Source organism: Phyllobacterium sp. 628, from assembly GCF_014189505.1.
In the GTDB taxonomy this organism is placed as follows: domain Bacteria; phylum Pseudomonadota; class Alphaproteobacteria; order Rhizobiales; family Rhizobiaceae; genus Phyllobacterium.
The window spans coordinates 1,126,502-1,140,154 of record NZ_CP050301.1; the positions used below are offsets into that span (position 1 = coordinate 1,126,502).

General features: G+C 55.4%; 12 protein-coding genes. 7 read left to right on the forward strand and 5 right to left on the reverse strand.

Features of this window, described 5'->3' with window-relative positions:
• Positions 1–280: 280 nt before the first annotated feature.
• Both HB779_RS07110 and HB779_RS07115 read right to left on the reverse strand, forming a co-directional pair.
• Entirely contained in the window at positions 281–1,792 is a 1,512-nt protein-coding gene (locus tag HB779_RS07110) for an aldehyde dehydrogenase family protein (RefSeq protein ID WP_188345050.1), read from the reverse strand.
• Positions 1,793–1,879: 87 nt separating this feature from the next.
• On the reverse strand, positions 1,880–3,286 hold the full coding sequence (locus tag HB779_RS07115; RefSeq protein WP_188345051.1) for a VOC family protein: 1,407 nt from the start codon (positions 3,284–3,286) through the stop codon (positions 1,880–1,882).
• A gap of 124 nt (positions 3,287–3,410) precedes the next feature.
• Between HB779_RS07115 and HB779_RS07120 the strand changes: the two genes are divergently transcribed.
• Together HB779_RS07120 and HB779_RS07125 are read left to right on the forward strand one after the other, a co-directional pair.
• Entirely contained in the window at positions 3,411–4,316 is a 906-nt protein-coding gene (locus tag HB779_RS07120; RefSeq protein WP_188345052.1) for a LysR family transcriptional regulator, read from the forward strand.
• Between the two features lie 113 nt (positions 4,317–4,429).
• Positions 4,430–5,713: an FAD-binding oxidoreductase gene (locus HB779_RS07125; protein WP_188345053.1), complete on the forward strand. Its 1,284-nt coding sequence runs from the start codon at positions 4,430–4,432 to the stop codon at positions 5,711–5,713.
• Between the two features lie 26 nt (positions 5,714–5,739).
• Here the strand turns inward: HB779_RS07125 and HB779_RS07130 are convergent, their stop codons facing one another.
• Positions 5,740–5,964, reverse strand: a complete 225-nt coding sequence (locus HB779_RS07130; protein WP_188345054.1) for a type II toxin-antitoxin system HicB family antitoxin — start codon at positions 5,962–5,964, stop codon at positions 5,740–5,742.
• A gap of 420 nt (positions 5,965–6,384) precedes the next feature.
• On the opposite strand from HB779_RS07130, the gene HB779_RS07135 reads away from it, so the two are divergent.
• The gene (locus tag HB779_RS07135) at positions 6,385–7,230 is read left to right on the forward strand and encodes an endonuclease/exonuclease/phosphatase family protein (RefSeq protein ID WP_188345055.1); all 846 of its coding nucleotides are present in this window, start codon (positions 6,385–6,387) and stop codon (positions 7,228–7,230) included.
• Here the strand turns inward: HB779_RS07135 and HB779_RS07140 are convergent.
• Together HB779_RS07140 and HB779_RS07145 are read right to left on the reverse strand one after the other, a co-directional pair.
• A complete protein-coding gene (locus tag HB779_RS07140; protein WP_188345056.1) occupies positions 7,202–8,662 on the reverse strand; it encodes a phosphatidylserine/phosphatidylglycerophosphate/cardiolipin synthase family protein in 1,461 nt (486 codons plus the stop codon). The genes HB779_RS07135 and HB779_RS07140 overlap by 29 nt on opposite strands.
• Positions 8,663–8,676: 14 nt before the next feature.
• Positions 8,677–10,176 carry a sensor histidine kinase gene (locus tag HB779_RS07145; RefSeq protein WP_188345057.1) on the reverse strand — a complete coding sequence of 500 codons (1,500 nt, stop codon included), beginning with the start codon at positions 10,174–10,176 and terminating at the stop codon, positions 8,677–8,679.
• A 242-nt stretch (positions 10,177–10,418) separates the two neighbouring features.
• Between HB779_RS07145 and rpmH the strand changes: the two genes are divergently transcribed.
• The 4 genes from rpmH (at position 10,419) to yihA (ending at position 13,647) form a co-directional block, all read left to right on the forward strand.
• Entirely contained in the window at positions 10,419–10,553 is a 135-nt protein-coding gene (rpmH, locus tag HB779_RS07150) for a 50S ribosomal protein L34 (protein ID WP_040853797.1), read from the forward strand.
• Between the two features lie 47 nt (positions 10,554–10,600).
• Positions 10,601–10,963, forward strand: coding sequence for a ribonuclease P protein component (gene rnpA / locus HB779_RS07155; protein ID WP_188345058.1), 363 nt, complete (start codon positions 10,601–10,603; stop codon positions 10,961–10,963).
• A gap of 21 nt (positions 10,964–10,984) precedes the next feature.
• Positions 10,985–12,826, forward strand: a complete 1,842-nt coding sequence (gene yidC / locus HB779_RS07160) for a membrane protein insertase YidC (RefSeq protein WP_188345059.1) — start codon at positions 10,985–10,987, stop codon at positions 12,824–12,826.
• A 197-nt stretch (positions 12,827–13,023) separates the two neighbouring features.
• A complete protein-coding gene (gene yihA, locus HB779_RS07165; RefSeq protein ID WP_244642570.1) occupies positions 13,024–13,647 on the forward strand; it encodes a ribosome biogenesis GTP-binding protein YihA/YsxC in 624 nt (207 codons plus the stop codon).
• Positions 13,648–13,653 lie beyond the last annotated feature (6 nt).

Consider the following 13,653-nt stretch of genomic DNA (forward strand, 5'->3'; position numbering starts at 1 on the left):
TTCTTCAACAACTCTATTTTTCGTTGTCTTAAGTCAGGCTTAAGGACAGCGTTATTTGCCGATTAAGAGAGCTTTGGAATGCTTGGAGTGAGAACGAAGTAAACGAATATGAAACACTCAACAGAAGGCTTTATTCAATCTAACGATATCTGCTTTTTTAAGTATAAAATTCTAATCAATAAATTTTGCTGGTAAATTCGTCATTCGCAGGCGGCATGCGTATAACAAAAAGCCCCCAAGCTTAAAAGCTCAGAGGCTGTTGTTTTTGAGTGCTTTGCTATCAGTCGATATCGAAGGAAACACCCTGTGCGAGCGGCAGTGCCTTGGAATAATTGACCGTGTTGGTGGCGCGGCGCATATAGGCCTTCCAGGCATCGGAGCCGGATTCACGTCCGCCGCCGGTTTCCTTTTCGCCGCCAAAGGCGCCGCCGATTTCCGCGCCTGATGTGCCGATATTGACATTGGCAATGCCGCAATCCGAACCGTCGGCGCTGAGGAAGCGTTCGGCTTCCTGCAGATCCAACGTGAAGATGGACGATGACAGGCCAGCACCAACTGCGTTGTGGTCGGCAATTGCCTTGTCGAAATCGGAATATTTCATCACGTACAGGATGGGGGCAAAGGTCTCTTCCGTGACAGGCCCAGCCTGTTCAGGCATCTCGACCAAGGCAGGGCGAACATAATAGGCATTCGGATGAGCGGTTTCGACGCGCGCACCGCCTGTGACCTTGCCGCCGTGTGCTTCGGCTTCCCTAACGGATTTCTGCATATTGTCGAAGGCTGCCTTGTCGATGAGCGGGCCTACCAATGCGGAGGTTTCGAGCGGGCTGCCGACAGAAACGCTCTCATAGGCCTTCTTCAGACGGGGAACGAGCGTGTCGTAGACGCTTTCGTGCACGAACAGGCGGCGCAGGGTGGTGCAACGCTGTCCGGCAGTTCCCATGGCGCCAAAGGCAATGGCGCGCAGGGCCATGTCGAGATCGGCGGATGGGCAAACGATACCGGCATTGTTACCGCCAAGCTCAAGGATCGAGCGGGCAAAGCGCTTGGCAAGGCGTGGACCGACTTCGCGGCCCATGCGGGTCGAGCCGGTTGCTGAAACCAAGGCAACCTTCGGGTGATCGACCAGTGCTTCGCCGATTGTCCGGTCGCCCATCAACGTCTTGGTGAGACCGGCAGGCACATCACCGAAGCGGGCAACGGCACGATCAAAGATTGCCTGACAGGCAAGGCCGGTGAGCGGCGTCTTTTCCGATGGCTTCCAAACCACGGCGTTGCCGCAAACGATGGCAAGCGCTGTGTTCCACGACCAGACGGCAACCGGGAAGTTGAAAGCGGAAATAATGCCGACAACACCAAGCGGGTGCCAGGTTTCCATCATGCGGTGGCCGGGACGCTCGGTGGCGATGGTCAGGCCATAAAGCTGGCGGGACAGACCGACAGCAAAATCGCAGATGTCGATCATTTCCTGAACTTCACCAAGTCCTTCAGATGGTATCTTGCCGGCTTCGATGGAAACAAGGCGTCCGAGCTCGCTCTTCAATGCACGCAGTTCTTCACCAAAGAGGCGAACGAGTTCGCCGCGCTTTGGCGCCGGTACAAGCCGCCATTCGCGAAATGCAGCGTCTGCCTGTTCGATGGCCTTGGCGGTGTCTGCCGCGGAATGAATGGCAATGTCGGCAATCTTTTCGCCGGTGACCGGGCTGAAAGAAGCCATTGTGCCGCCTGTATAGGCTGCCTCGGCCACGCCAAGCTTGGAGAGAAGCGTTTTTACGTCTTGAGCAATCGTCATTTTGCCGTCCCTTTACATCTATTTTGTCTGATCGCGCGGCGCGAACCCGGCTTTGCCGTCAAGGCCGCAATAAGGTCAAATGAGAGTTCAACTTGCAAGTGCCGCAGGACGCAATGTCTGCAGGCACTGATCGATGGAAGCCTGTTCAAGTCCAGCATAATGCGCGAACTCATCCAGAACCGGTGTGCCGAGATCCTTCTCGAATTCGCGCTGGCTCGGACTGGCAACAAATTTCTGGCTGGCTTCGTCGCCAAGATTGGACTGGAAAATACCGGCAGCGCTGACCGGGAGAAAATCTTCGTAGACGATAGGGTCGAAGCGCACGGCACCCATAGCAATCAGTGTGTCGATGTCCGAAGCGTCGCGGCTCGTAAGGCGACTGTTTCCGGTACTCTCCACTACAGAATAGCGGAAATAACCAAGGCTTTCTCGCCGGATATCCGCCCAGTTGTCTGGAAATGCTTTGAACGTATCCGACAAGGCCGCGATATAGGCTTTTGCGTTGGAGCCATCAGCCGCCGGACGAATGATCTTGCGAGTATCGTTGAGAAGACGATCATAAAGTGCCCGTCCCTTTGGTGTCAGGGCAACTCCGCGCTGCTCGATTTCACCAAAACGGGCCGTATGGGTACCGGTTTCCCATTCGCCATTGGCATTTTGAAACGAGACATTTTCTTCCAGCGCCTTGAACGATGTCTGACGCAGGAGGATAGGGCAGGCGCGGGTGGGCGGTCCTTCGATGACGGCTTTGGGTGAAATGCCGTGTTCTGGCATCAGATCCTGCACCGCATCGATATCGAGTGTCCTCGGTGTCAAATGGTTGATGTGTGGCCCCTTGAAAGACACGACATCAGCGATGAGCCGGTGTGCATCATGCAGGCGCTTATAAAGCGCGCCGCTGACGCTTGCCTGATCATGCCAGCGGAAAGTCTCGAGAATTTCACTGACAAATGTGGAAGCGTCATCAGAATTCAGTCCGCCCTCGGCTTCGGCTTTCTCGACCAGCGCAATGGCTTTTGTAGTGAAGATTTGCCGGGCATTGAGGACGGCGCGAGCTTTCCTGCGCAATGTGGTATCGCCGATGAGATCAAGCCGCAGCAGGGATGTGAACACCCGGAATGGATTGACTTTCAACGCGTCATCGCTGACTGGACGGAAAGCCGTTGAGTGAACAGGCACGCCAGCCTCACTCAGATCGTAATAACCGACGGGATACATACCCATCACGGCAAAGACACGGCGCAGCATCGAAAGCTCTTCTGGTGTGCCGACACGAATAGCGCCATGACGCTCTTCCGAAATGCGGTCCAGCGTATCCGTTTCCTGCAACTGGTCCCTCAACGCTGGCGATGCGGCGAGGGTTTTTGTATTCACCTCGGCAACCAGCGCCATGAGCGTTCCATAGGCGGGAACCTCTGTCCGGTACATGGATGACATGGCCGCCGAAAAAGCTGCCCTGATCACGTCGCTTGACGTAAACGTGCCTGATTTCATCGTGTTCAATTCCGTGTTGGTACTGCGACAGCATATTTTATCGCTGTCATGCTCAAACTGGATTATAGAGTGGGGATATCGCCAAGGATTGCGATGATTCAAACTAGGTTGATGCGAGATAAGAATGAAGTTGAGCCGCCGCCTGATCCCCGACATCGATACGCTGCAGACATTTGAATGCGCCGCGCGGCATGGCAGCTTCACGCAGGCGGCTAAGGAGCTGAACCTGACGCAAAGCGCAGTCAGCCGTCAGATGGGCGAGCTGGAAAGTCAAATCGGCGTACTGCTGTTCGAGCGCATCCGGCAGCGTGTGGTTCTGTCCGATGCCGGTCAGAAATTTCTCCCCGAAGTGCGCCGCCTTCTTGGTCTCACCGAAGAGACCATGCTGCGGGCCATGGCTGCCTCGCAATCCGCGTCATCACTGAGCATTGCCACGCTGCCCACATTCGGCAGCCGCTGGCTGATGCCACGCCTTCCGGATTTTCTGCGGCAATATCCGGAAATGGCGCTTAGCGTTGCATCGCGTTCGCAACCTTTCGATTTCGAGGAAGAGCCATTTGATCTGGCAATCCATTACGGTCAACCGGTCTGGGCCCATGCGACCTGCACGTATCTGTGCAGCGAAATGATTGTGCCGGTGGGCAGTCCTGAGCTTTGCGCTGCCAATCCGGTTGCAACCCCGGCTGAACTCGCGGGTTCAGCGCCACTCCTGCATCTCTCGACCCGGCCAAAGGCTTGGGCCGACTGGTTTGAAACAGTGCGGGCGGATGTGGTCAGCCCTTACAAGGGCCATCGTTTCGAACATTTTTCCATGGTGATCGAGGCAGCCTTAACGGGGCTCGGCTTTGCTCTGGTGCCGCGCTATCTCATCGAGCACGAGCTTTCATCCGGTCGCTTGCTGGTGCTGTTTGACCAGCCGCTTAAAACAGAAAACAGCTATTACCTCGTGATACCCGACCACAAGAAGGAAAATCCGCTGGCGCAGAGCTTCTTCGCCTGGATAGCGGATCAGGTGAGTGATCGGCAATAAATGAGATCATTCAACCGGCGCATCATGTGTTCCGGGAATTTCACTTCCGTTGGCAAAATCGTGGCTTATAACCAGAATGACGATGAATCTGTTTAATGTTGCCGGTGGTCCCCATGCTGAATGATGAACGCTCCCACGGTCTATGGGAAAAGACAGCGCCGCCAGCGCCCGCAACGCAAAAGCTGCAGGGGAATATTTCCGTTGATGTCGCTGTTATCGGCGCCGGATTTACCGGCCTGTCGGCAGCGCTCCATCTGGCCGAAGCCGGGACTCGTGTCGCAGTTGTTGATGCGGTTGAGATTGGCTTCGGCGGATCCGGCCGGAATGTGGGATTGGTAAACGCTGGCATGTGGGTCATGCCCAATGATCTGCCGCAAGTGTTGGGCCAAGTTCATGGCGAACGTTTGTTGGAATTGCTCGGCAACGCGCCGCAGTCCGTGTTCCATCTTGTCGATAAGCATCAGATCGCCTGCGAACTTGAACGTAAGGGAACTTTGCACTGTGCCGTTGGCAAGGATGGTGTGAAGCAATTGCAACAGCGGGCTGAGCAATGGCTGGCGCGGGGTGCTGCTGTTCGGATGCTGGACGCCAAGGAAACAGCGGAGAAGGTTGGATCGACCGCCTATGCCGCATCACTGCTGGATAACCGGGCCGGAACTATTCAGCCGCTCGCCTATGTGCGCGGACTGGCAACGGCTGCCATTGGCGCTGGTGTGGCCGTTTATACCGGAACGCCGGTGACATCGACCACGCGTTCGGGCGATCGCTGGATCGTCAATACGCCAACGGGAACAGTGTCAGCTGAGTGGATAATTGTCGCCACCAACGCCTATACCACATCCCCATGGCCCGAATTGCGTGCAGAGCTTTTGCATCTGCCCTATTTCAATTTTGCTACCACACCGCTTCCGGAGGATATCCGCAAGACTGTTCTGCCCGAACGGCAAGGCGGTTGGGATACGAAAGAAATCCTGAGTTCCTTTCGCATGGACCAGAGCGGTCGCCTTGTATTTGGCAGTGTTGGTGCACTGCGCGGCACTGGTATGGCTGTGCACAAGGCATGGGCGGCCCGCTCCATTCGCAAACTGTTTCCGCAAATCAAGGACGTCACCTTTGAAGCTGGCTGGTACGGCCAGATTGGCATGACCAACGACAACCTGCCGCGTTTCCACACGCTGGCCCCCAAAATCATCAGTTTCAGCGGCTACAATGGCCGTGGTATTGCGCCAGGCACCGTATTCGGCCGCGTGCTTGCCGAACATATTGTCGGCAAGACATCCGATACCGATCTGCCCTTGCCGGTCACGACGCCGAAAGATGAAGGTATGCGGACCTTGCGGGAAGGCTATTACGAGGTCGGCGCACAACTGGCGCACCTGGTCGGCAATAGAATCTGAACATCGCGGCTAAAGGCGTTCAGATACTATCTCGCAATTGCTGTCTTATGCGACGGGGTTGGGATTTCGCGACCCTGATCGGCGGCAGCTTCCAACCATGCACTTATAGCGTCATGAGCATTGTGAACTGCCTCTTCAGGTGTTTTACCATCACTCATGCAGCCCGGCAGGTCAGGCACATATGCAACAAAGCCGCCACCGTCGTCTTGGGACAGTGGAGAGACAACGACTGCATAATCGTAATAGATCATGTTGCATCCCCTACGGCTTCAATAAATTCTATGAGCTTCTTAATGTATACAGCTTTGATGGGCCTATTAAAAGGCACGGTCAAAATGATCAGCTGAGACGGATGTGAGATTTTATAGTGCGAACTACCAGAGCGTGGCTTTTCGCAACGAACATTAAAATCCTTGCAGACTGCCGCGATGTCCTCAATACGCCAATCCGCTTTTGGGTTCCGGCGCATCCTTTCAAGACGCTTATTCACATGTGTCTCTTCTTCATTTGTGATTTTAAACTGTATAGCAAGCCGTCAGCAGAAGCAGAATTAGCACTTCGTAGCAGGTCCCCAGCTCAGGCACGTTGATATCTCGGCAGTGGATTTGCTTCATTTACTTGCCATTCACCAAATCCCGTCATATCTCTTAGGTATGGACAGTAAGAAGCCGATGCGGCACACCAGACCGAGTGTCTCAGCCAGCATTTTCGCTGCGGTCAAGAATCGCAACAAAAGACCGACCGGCGTGACGAAAGTCGTGCGGAACGATACGGTCATTGCGTCCTATAATGTTCACAAATGCGTTGGCATCGACAAGAAGTTTGATCCGGACCGTATTGCACATGTCATCGGCGAGCTCGGTGCGGATGTGGTGGCGGTTCAGGAAGCGGATAAACGCTTCGGCGAACGGACAGGCCTGCTGGATCTTGCCCGGCTGGAGCGCGAGAACAATCTCGTGCCGGTTCGCGTGGCGTCGCTCTATCCCAAGGGTCATGGCTGGCACGGTAATCTGCTGCTGTTTCGCGATGGCGTGGTGCGCCGGGTACAACAACTGTCGCTGCCAGGCTTGGAACCACGGGGCGCGCTCGTCGTCGATCTTGATCTTGAAGCCGGGCCCTTGAGAATTATCGCGGCGCATCTTGGCCTTCTCCGGCATTCACGCATGCAACAGTCCGAAGCGATCCTCAATGCTGTCCATGCTGATCCATCGAGGCCAACGCTATTGCTTGGCGATTTGAATGAATGGCGCGTGGGCAAGGGCTCATCGCTGCATTTCCTGCATCCCGTCTTTGATCCGGCAAAAAACGCCGTGCCGAGCTTCCCATCGCGTTTTCCGGTTCTGGCTCTCGATCGGGTGCTCGGCCATCCGCATAGTTTGGTGACGGGCATCGAAGTGCACGACACGCCATTGGCGCGCGTTGCCTCGGATCATTTGCCGATCAAGGCCTATGTTGATCTGAAAGGCGCGCTGGCAGAAACCGCAGGCCTTAGAGATAAGGTGAGCCTAGCCAGATAATCCGATCGAGCAGTCGCACCCAGAATGAGCGCGCGCGCAAGCTTTGCAACATGACCGGCTTTGCCGATTCAATCGCTGTATCGATCATTGCTTCAATCTTCGTGGCAAATTCTGCGTTCATAATCTCAAGATCCACCTCGAAATTCAGCCTTAGTGAACGCGGATCAAGGTTGGATGAGCCGACATAGGCCCATGCGCCGTCGACGGCCAAGAGTTTGGAATGATTGAAATTGCCGCTCGCTCGCCAGATCCGGCAATGGCTCTTCAAAATCTGGTCGAACTGCGCCGTCATCGCGCGGTCCACGAGTTTCAGATTGTTGAGCGAGGGAACGACGATATCCACCTCGACGCCGCGCCTCGCGGCTGTAACCAGCGCACTGATCAATTCTCGATCCGGCAGAAAATAGGGCGACATGATGCGGATATTGTTCTGGGCAATGGAGAATGCACCCATCAGCACGCGGTGATTGGCTTCCACGCTTTTGTCCGGACCGGATGGAACGGCGCGGATGAAAATTGGATCACCTGCATGCGTCTCCGGTGAAGCTATCAGCCACGGTTCGCCAGCCAATTGTTCGCCCGCGGTGAAACGCCAGTCCTCTGATGCAATATGGAAAAGATCGGTGACAATCGGGCCGGTTAGTTGAAAGTGCGTGTCGCGCGCGTTGTCCTCGCCGACTGTTTCTGCCGAGAAACCTGCTCGGATATTCATGCCACCGGTGAAAGCCGTGGTGCCGTCAATGATGATGATCTTTCGGTGCGTCCGCAGGTTCGCATAGGGAAGGCGCAGGCCGATAATAATATTACCATTGAAGACATCGGTGGGAACGCCGCCCTTCTTCAGGTAGCCAACAATGCTTGGTATCGAATAACGGGCGCCAACCGCATCAATCAACACCCGGACTTGAACCCCGCGTTTGACGGCGGCGATCAGAGCGTCTGCCAGGCGGAGGCCAATTTTATCCCGATCGAAGATGTACGTTTCGACGAGGATACTGCGCTTCGCGGCCTCAATCTGCTCAAGCATGCAACGATAGGCATCGTCGCCGCTCTGCAGCATGGTGATATTGTTGCCTGTCGTCAGGCGGCATCGGCTTACCCGGTCCCCAAGGGTTTTCATCGCGGCGAAACGCTTCTCGAAATGCGCGAGAATATTGGCCTCATTCGCATCAAAGCGCATGAGGTGGTCCTGGCCGATTTCATGGAGAAAAGCGCGCTGCGAGCTGATGGACGAGCGTCTGATCCGGTTGATACCGGCCACCGCATAGATCAATGCCCCGATCACCGGCGACAGGATGATCACGCCAACCCAGCCGATGGCCGCGCGCACTTCTTCCTTCGTCATGGTCGCATGCACCGCAGCGGGGACGCCAAGGACGATGGAAAGAACAAAGAAGATCTGTGGCCAGTAGGCGGGGAGATAATCACTCATTTGTGAGTGTCATATCACGATATTGAATCCCGGCGCGAGCGCCATTCAGCCAGAGACACCGGCTGATCCGGAAGACGGATTTCAAAACTTGTGCCCGCACCTTCGCCGCCCCGCAATTCGATCGTTCCTCCATGTGCCCGCACCAATTCATGCACAATGGCAAGACCAAGCCCGGTTCCGCCGGATCGGGCCGAACCTTTGAATGCGGTGAACAGGTTTTCGCGCGCCTTGGGCGGCAGGCCGGGGCCTGTGTCGTCAATGCCGATGATCGATGTTGCGCCGATCTGTCCGGAGGTGATTGTCAACCGCTTGATAATTGATGTCTCGTTGCGGGTGTCGCCAGCCATGGCCTGCACGGAGTTGCGGCAAAGGTTGGAAATAACCCGGAAAAACTGGTCTGGATCGGCGTCGATCTCAAAATTTTCAGGAACGAGGTTCTTGAATTCGATTCCGCATTTTGCATCGGGATCAATCATCTCTTCCACATCGCTGACCAATGTGTGCAGTTTTACACGGCGGCGTTGTGGCGGCGGCTCCTGTGTGCCGCCATAGGCGAGAACCGTCTGCGAATAATTGATGGCGCGGTCGATGGTCCGCACCAGCTTGGGCACCATGCGCTGGATAGCCGGATCGCTAGCATTGGCAAGGTGATCCGACATCAACTGCGCCGAAGCCAGAATATTGCGCATGTCATGGTTGATCTTGGAAACGGCAAGGCCAAGGTCCGCCAGATGTTTTTGCTCGGAGAGGGTTCGCTGCAATTGCTGCTGCATATCGGCCAACTCGCGCTGGGCAATTCCAAGTTCATCCTCGCGGTCTTCCGGTTGGATAACCCGCTGCGGATCGTCCGGGTTGCGCGCAAACGCAAGCATGTTTGCGCTCATGCGTTGAATGGGCCGGACGAGAAGGTGGCTGATGGCAAGAAAGACAAGCCCCGCCGTGATGATCGAAATGAATGCCGAAACGAAGGCAAAGCCGCGCGCATATTTGAACATGGCGTTGCGCAAGGGTGCATCTGATGTGATCAGTTCAATGACCTTGCCCGTATCACCAATCGGTCCATAAACCCGGATAATGCGGTTGCCGCCATTGATGATGGTATCAAAAGCATCACGAATAACCGTGACCGGGTCTGTAACGGTCATGTCGATGTGCCGGTCCACTTTTGAAGGCATATCGGTTACGGCCAGAAGACGCGAGGCACCCATTTCACGCAGCGCTATTGCCTTGGTGCCGGTCGCCAGAAGCACATCGTTCTGAACACTTTGGGGTATGTCCTTGGCATCGCTGGCAGCCAGCACCACACTGGCCGCAGCAACGGTATTAAGTCGGTCTGACAGCCATCGCATACGCATGTCAGCCATTGTCGGGATGAAGATCATCACCTCCGCGAGAAGCCCAAACAGCAGCGTGAGCCGCAACAGCTTGCCGGAGAGGCGGTTGAGCACAGGCAAACGGCTCCCGGCACGGGTGCGCATGCCCGTGGTCACTGGTTCCTGTTGCATTGCACTCATATTTGCTCCATCAACGCCCGATGTAGGTCAAACGTTGCGCAGGCACAATAAATCACTTCCGGATTTTTGCCTATTTTTGAATCGTCCAGCATCAATTGACTTATCGCCATCATGCCTCTATAAGCCGCGCACGTCCGGGTTGACCGCCCCGGCGGCGTATTTTTATGCGCTAATGGCGGTCCTGATATGCTCCTGTCAAAGAACAGACCACAAGAAGGGCCGCACACCGCGGTATTTAAAAAATGAAGCGTACTTATCAGCCATCCAAACTTGTCCGCGCACGTCGTCACGGGTTTCGCGCCCGTATGGCTACTGCAGGCGGCCGCAAGGTTATCGCAGCACGTCGTGCTCGCGGTCGCAAGCGGTTGTCGGCATAAGGCATTCCGCGCAGGTTGCGCGGTTGCCCATCGTTGGCACTACAGGAATGAATGATCAAAAAACACTCCGCCTTCGCAAGAGAGCGGAGTTTTTGGCTGTTCGGGCCGGAGAAAAACGCCGAGGCGGCTTTTTTCTGCTCGAAGTCAAAGAGCGCGAAGATCAGAATGGTCCGCCGCGTGTTGGCTTTACAGTCACAAAAAAGAACGGAAACGCTGTTATCCGCAATCGCATCAAGCGCCGGCTGAAAGAAGCCGTACGCGTCAATGTTGCAGGTGACATGGCTGCCGGAACCGACTATGTGATCGTTGCTCGCCGCGATGCGCTTGATGCGTCTTTTGCGGATTTATCCCGGGAACTCTCAAAACGGGTTTCCAAAAAAACACCAAACCGGCGTTCACCCAAGACATGACCGGCCCAACAGGACCCGACAATGGAAACCAACCGTAATTTCTTTATCACCATTGCTTTGTCCGTCGTGATTTTGGGGCTTTGGCAGGTGTTCTACATGGGCCCGAAGATCGATGCCCAGCGCCAGCAGGCCCAAGTTGAAGCTTCCCGCCAAGGGCAGACGAAGGTTGACGGTCAGCCAACGACGCCTGCGGGAACACCGGCCAATAATGTGCCGGGAACAACACCGGCAACGCCAGGTGCCAACATCCCCGGCCAGACGCAGGATGCCGCTCAGGCCGGCACGCTGACGCGCGCCGCCGCTTTGGCTGCCACAAGCCGCGTCAAGATCGATACGCCGAGCCTCAGTGGCTCCATCAATCTGACCGGTGCCCGCCTCGATGATATTTCACTGAAGGATTACCACGAGACGGTCGACAAGAATTCGCCGATCATTCAGCTTTTGAGCCCGGCTCAGATGACTGACGGCAATTTTGCTGAAATCGGCTTTACCGGCAACGACGCCACCGGCACCGTGCCAAGCTCGACCACCGTATGGAGCGTTGAGGGCAATGATACGTTGACACCCTCTGCGCCGGTTACTCTTACTTTCACCAACGAGAAGGGCCTTGTTTTCAAGCGCGCAATCAGCGTTGACGACAACTACATGTTTACCGTCAAGGACACTGTCACCAACGGTACCTCGGCTGCTATCTCGCTTGCCTCTTACGGTCGTGTGACCCGCTTCTCCAAGCCGCTTCATCCCAGCACCTACGTTCTGCATGAAGGCCCGATCGGCGTGATCGGCGACGAAGGTCTGGTTGAATACAAGTTTGCCGCCATCGAGAAGGCGAAGGAAGTTTCCCCGCCAAAGTCATCCACTGGCGGCTGGGTTGGCATTACCGACAAGTATTGGGCTGCAACACTGATCCCATCGACTGCAAAGCCTTTCCAGGCGCGCATGTCCTATTTTGAAGACGGACGTCCGCGTTATCAGAGCGATTATCTGTCTGATCCAACGACCATTGAGCCGGGCCAGTCCACGACCATCGAGAACCTTGTTTTCGCTGGCGCCAAGGAAGTCGGCAAGATCAATGCCTATGAAAAGAACCGCAATGTCCGTCAGTTCGAACTGCTGATCGACTGGGGCTATTTCTACTTCATCACCAAGCCGATGTTCTACCTCATCGATTGGCTCTACAAGGCAATCGGCAACTTCGGTGTGGCTATCCTCATCGTGACCGTTCTGCTCAAGGCGCTGTTCTTCCCGCTGGCCAACAAGTCGTATGCTTCGATGGCCCGCATGAAGATGGTTCAGCCGAAAATGGCCGAAATCCGCGAAAAATATGCGGATGACAAGGTCAAGCAGCAGCAGGCCATGATGGAGTTGTACAAGACCGAGAAGATCAATCCGATTGCCGGTTGCTGGCCAATCGTCATCCAGATTCCGGTCTTCTTTGCGCTGTATAAGGTTCTGTATGTCACCATCGAAATGCGCCATGCGCCGTTCTTTGGCTGGATTCAGGATTTGGCTGCGCCGGATCCAACGTCACTCTTCAACCTCTTTGGTCTTATTCCCTGGACCGTTCCGGCATTCCTGATGATCGGCGTCTGGCCTCTGATCATGGGTGTCACCATGTTCCTGCAGATGCGCATGAACCCGACGCCTCCAGATCCCACGCAGGCGATGATCTTCAACTGGATGCCGTTGATCTTCACTTTCATGCTGTCGAGCTTCCCGGCCGGTCTGGTCATCTATTGGGCATGGAACAACTTCCTCTCAATCACCCAGCAGGGCATCATCATGAAGCGGCAGGGTGCGAAGATCGAACTGTGGGATAATCTCGCGGGTCTCTTCAAGAAGAAACCAAAGCCCGCCGAATAGAGCGGGTCAGGATCGAATACCCAAAGCCCCCGCGACAAACGGGGGCTTTTCATTTGTGCTGAATGGGCCGGTCAGTTGACAAGGCTCGGATAACATTGAATGCAATGGCAGGTGATAAACAACTGCCAAGACAATGGACGGAAAAGAACGTGAGTGAAGCCAGCGAAAAAGCCGCCAGACTGATCGAAAAGGGCAGAATGCTCTTTGCACAGGGCTGGGTCTTCATCCGGGGTGTTCCGGCGATGAAATTCCTGCCGCCGGAAGGCCCGCTGGAAATAGCCTTTGCCGGCCGTTCCAATGTCGGCAAGTCGTCGCTGATCAATGCAATCATTGGCCAGAAGGGCTTGGCCCGCACATCCAACACGCCGGGGCGGACACAGGAACTCAATTATTTCGTTCCCGACGGCCATACGGGTACAGATGGCGATCTGCCGCCGCTCGCCGTTGTCGATATGCCGGGTTATGGTTTTGCTGAAGCGCCGAAGGAGCAAGTCGATGCCTGGACGCGGCTTGTTTTTGATTATCTGCGCGGCCGTACCACGCTCAAGCGTGTGTATCTGCTGATCGATGCGCGCCATGGCGTCAAAAAGAACGATGCGGAAGTGCTTGACCTGCTTGACCGGGCTGCCGTCTCCTATCAGATCGTGTTGACCAAGATCGACAAGATCAAGCCAGCCGGTGTACCGCGTTTGATGGAAGAAACGGCGCTCGCCATCAAAAAGCGTGCCGCTGCCTATCCTCATATTTTGGCGACATCGTCGGAAAAAGGCGCGGGCCTTGATGATCTGCGCGCAGCGATAGCCCTGCTTCTCGAAGAATAGCTTCGT

Coding starts and splice junctions, on each gene's coding strand:
- HB779_RS07110 (WP_188345050.1), bottom strand. CDS start 1,792: ATGACGATTGCTCAAGACGTAAAAACGCTTCTCTCCAAGCTTGGCGTG.
- HB779_RS07115 (WP_188345051.1), bottom strand. CDS start 3,286: ATGAAATCAGGCACGTTTACGTCAAGCGACGTGATCAGGGCAGCTTTT.
- HB779_RS07120 (WP_188345052.1), top strand. CDS start 3,411: ATGAAGTTGAGCCGCCGCCTGATCCCCGACATCGATACGCTGCAGACA.
- HB779_RS07125 (WP_188345053.1), top strand. CDS start 4,430: ATGCTGAATGATGAACGCTCCCACGGTCTATGGGAAAAGACAGCGCCG.
- HB779_RS07130 (WP_188345054.1), bottom strand. CDS start 5,964: ATGATCTATTACGATTATGCAGTCGTTGTCTCTCCACTGTCCCAAGAC.
- HB779_RS07135 (WP_188345055.1), top strand. CDS start 6,385: ATGCGGCACACCAGACCGAGTGTCTCAGCCAGCATTTTCGCTGCGGTC.
- HB779_RS07140 (WP_188345056.1), bottom strand. CDS start 8,662: ATGAGTGATTATCTCCCCGCCTACTGGCCACAGATCTTCTTTGTTCTT.
- HB779_RS07145 (WP_188345057.1), bottom strand. CDS start 10,176: ATGAGTGCAATGCAACAGGAACCAGTGACCACGGGCATGCGCACCCGT.
- rpmH (WP_040853797.1), top strand. CDS start 10,419: ATGAAGCGTACTTATCAGCCATCCAAACTTGTCCGCGCACGTCGTCAC.
- rnpA (WP_188345058.1), top strand. CDS start 10,601: ATGAATGATCAAAAAACACTCCGCCTTCGCAAGAGAGCGGAGTTTTTG.
- yidC (WP_188345059.1), top strand. CDS start 10,985: ATGGAAACCAACCGTAATTTCTTTATCACCATTGCTTTGTCCGTCGTG.
- yihA (WP_244642570.1), top strand. CDS start 13,024: ATGCTCTTTGCACAGGGCTGGGTCTTCATCCGGGGTGTTCCGGCGATG.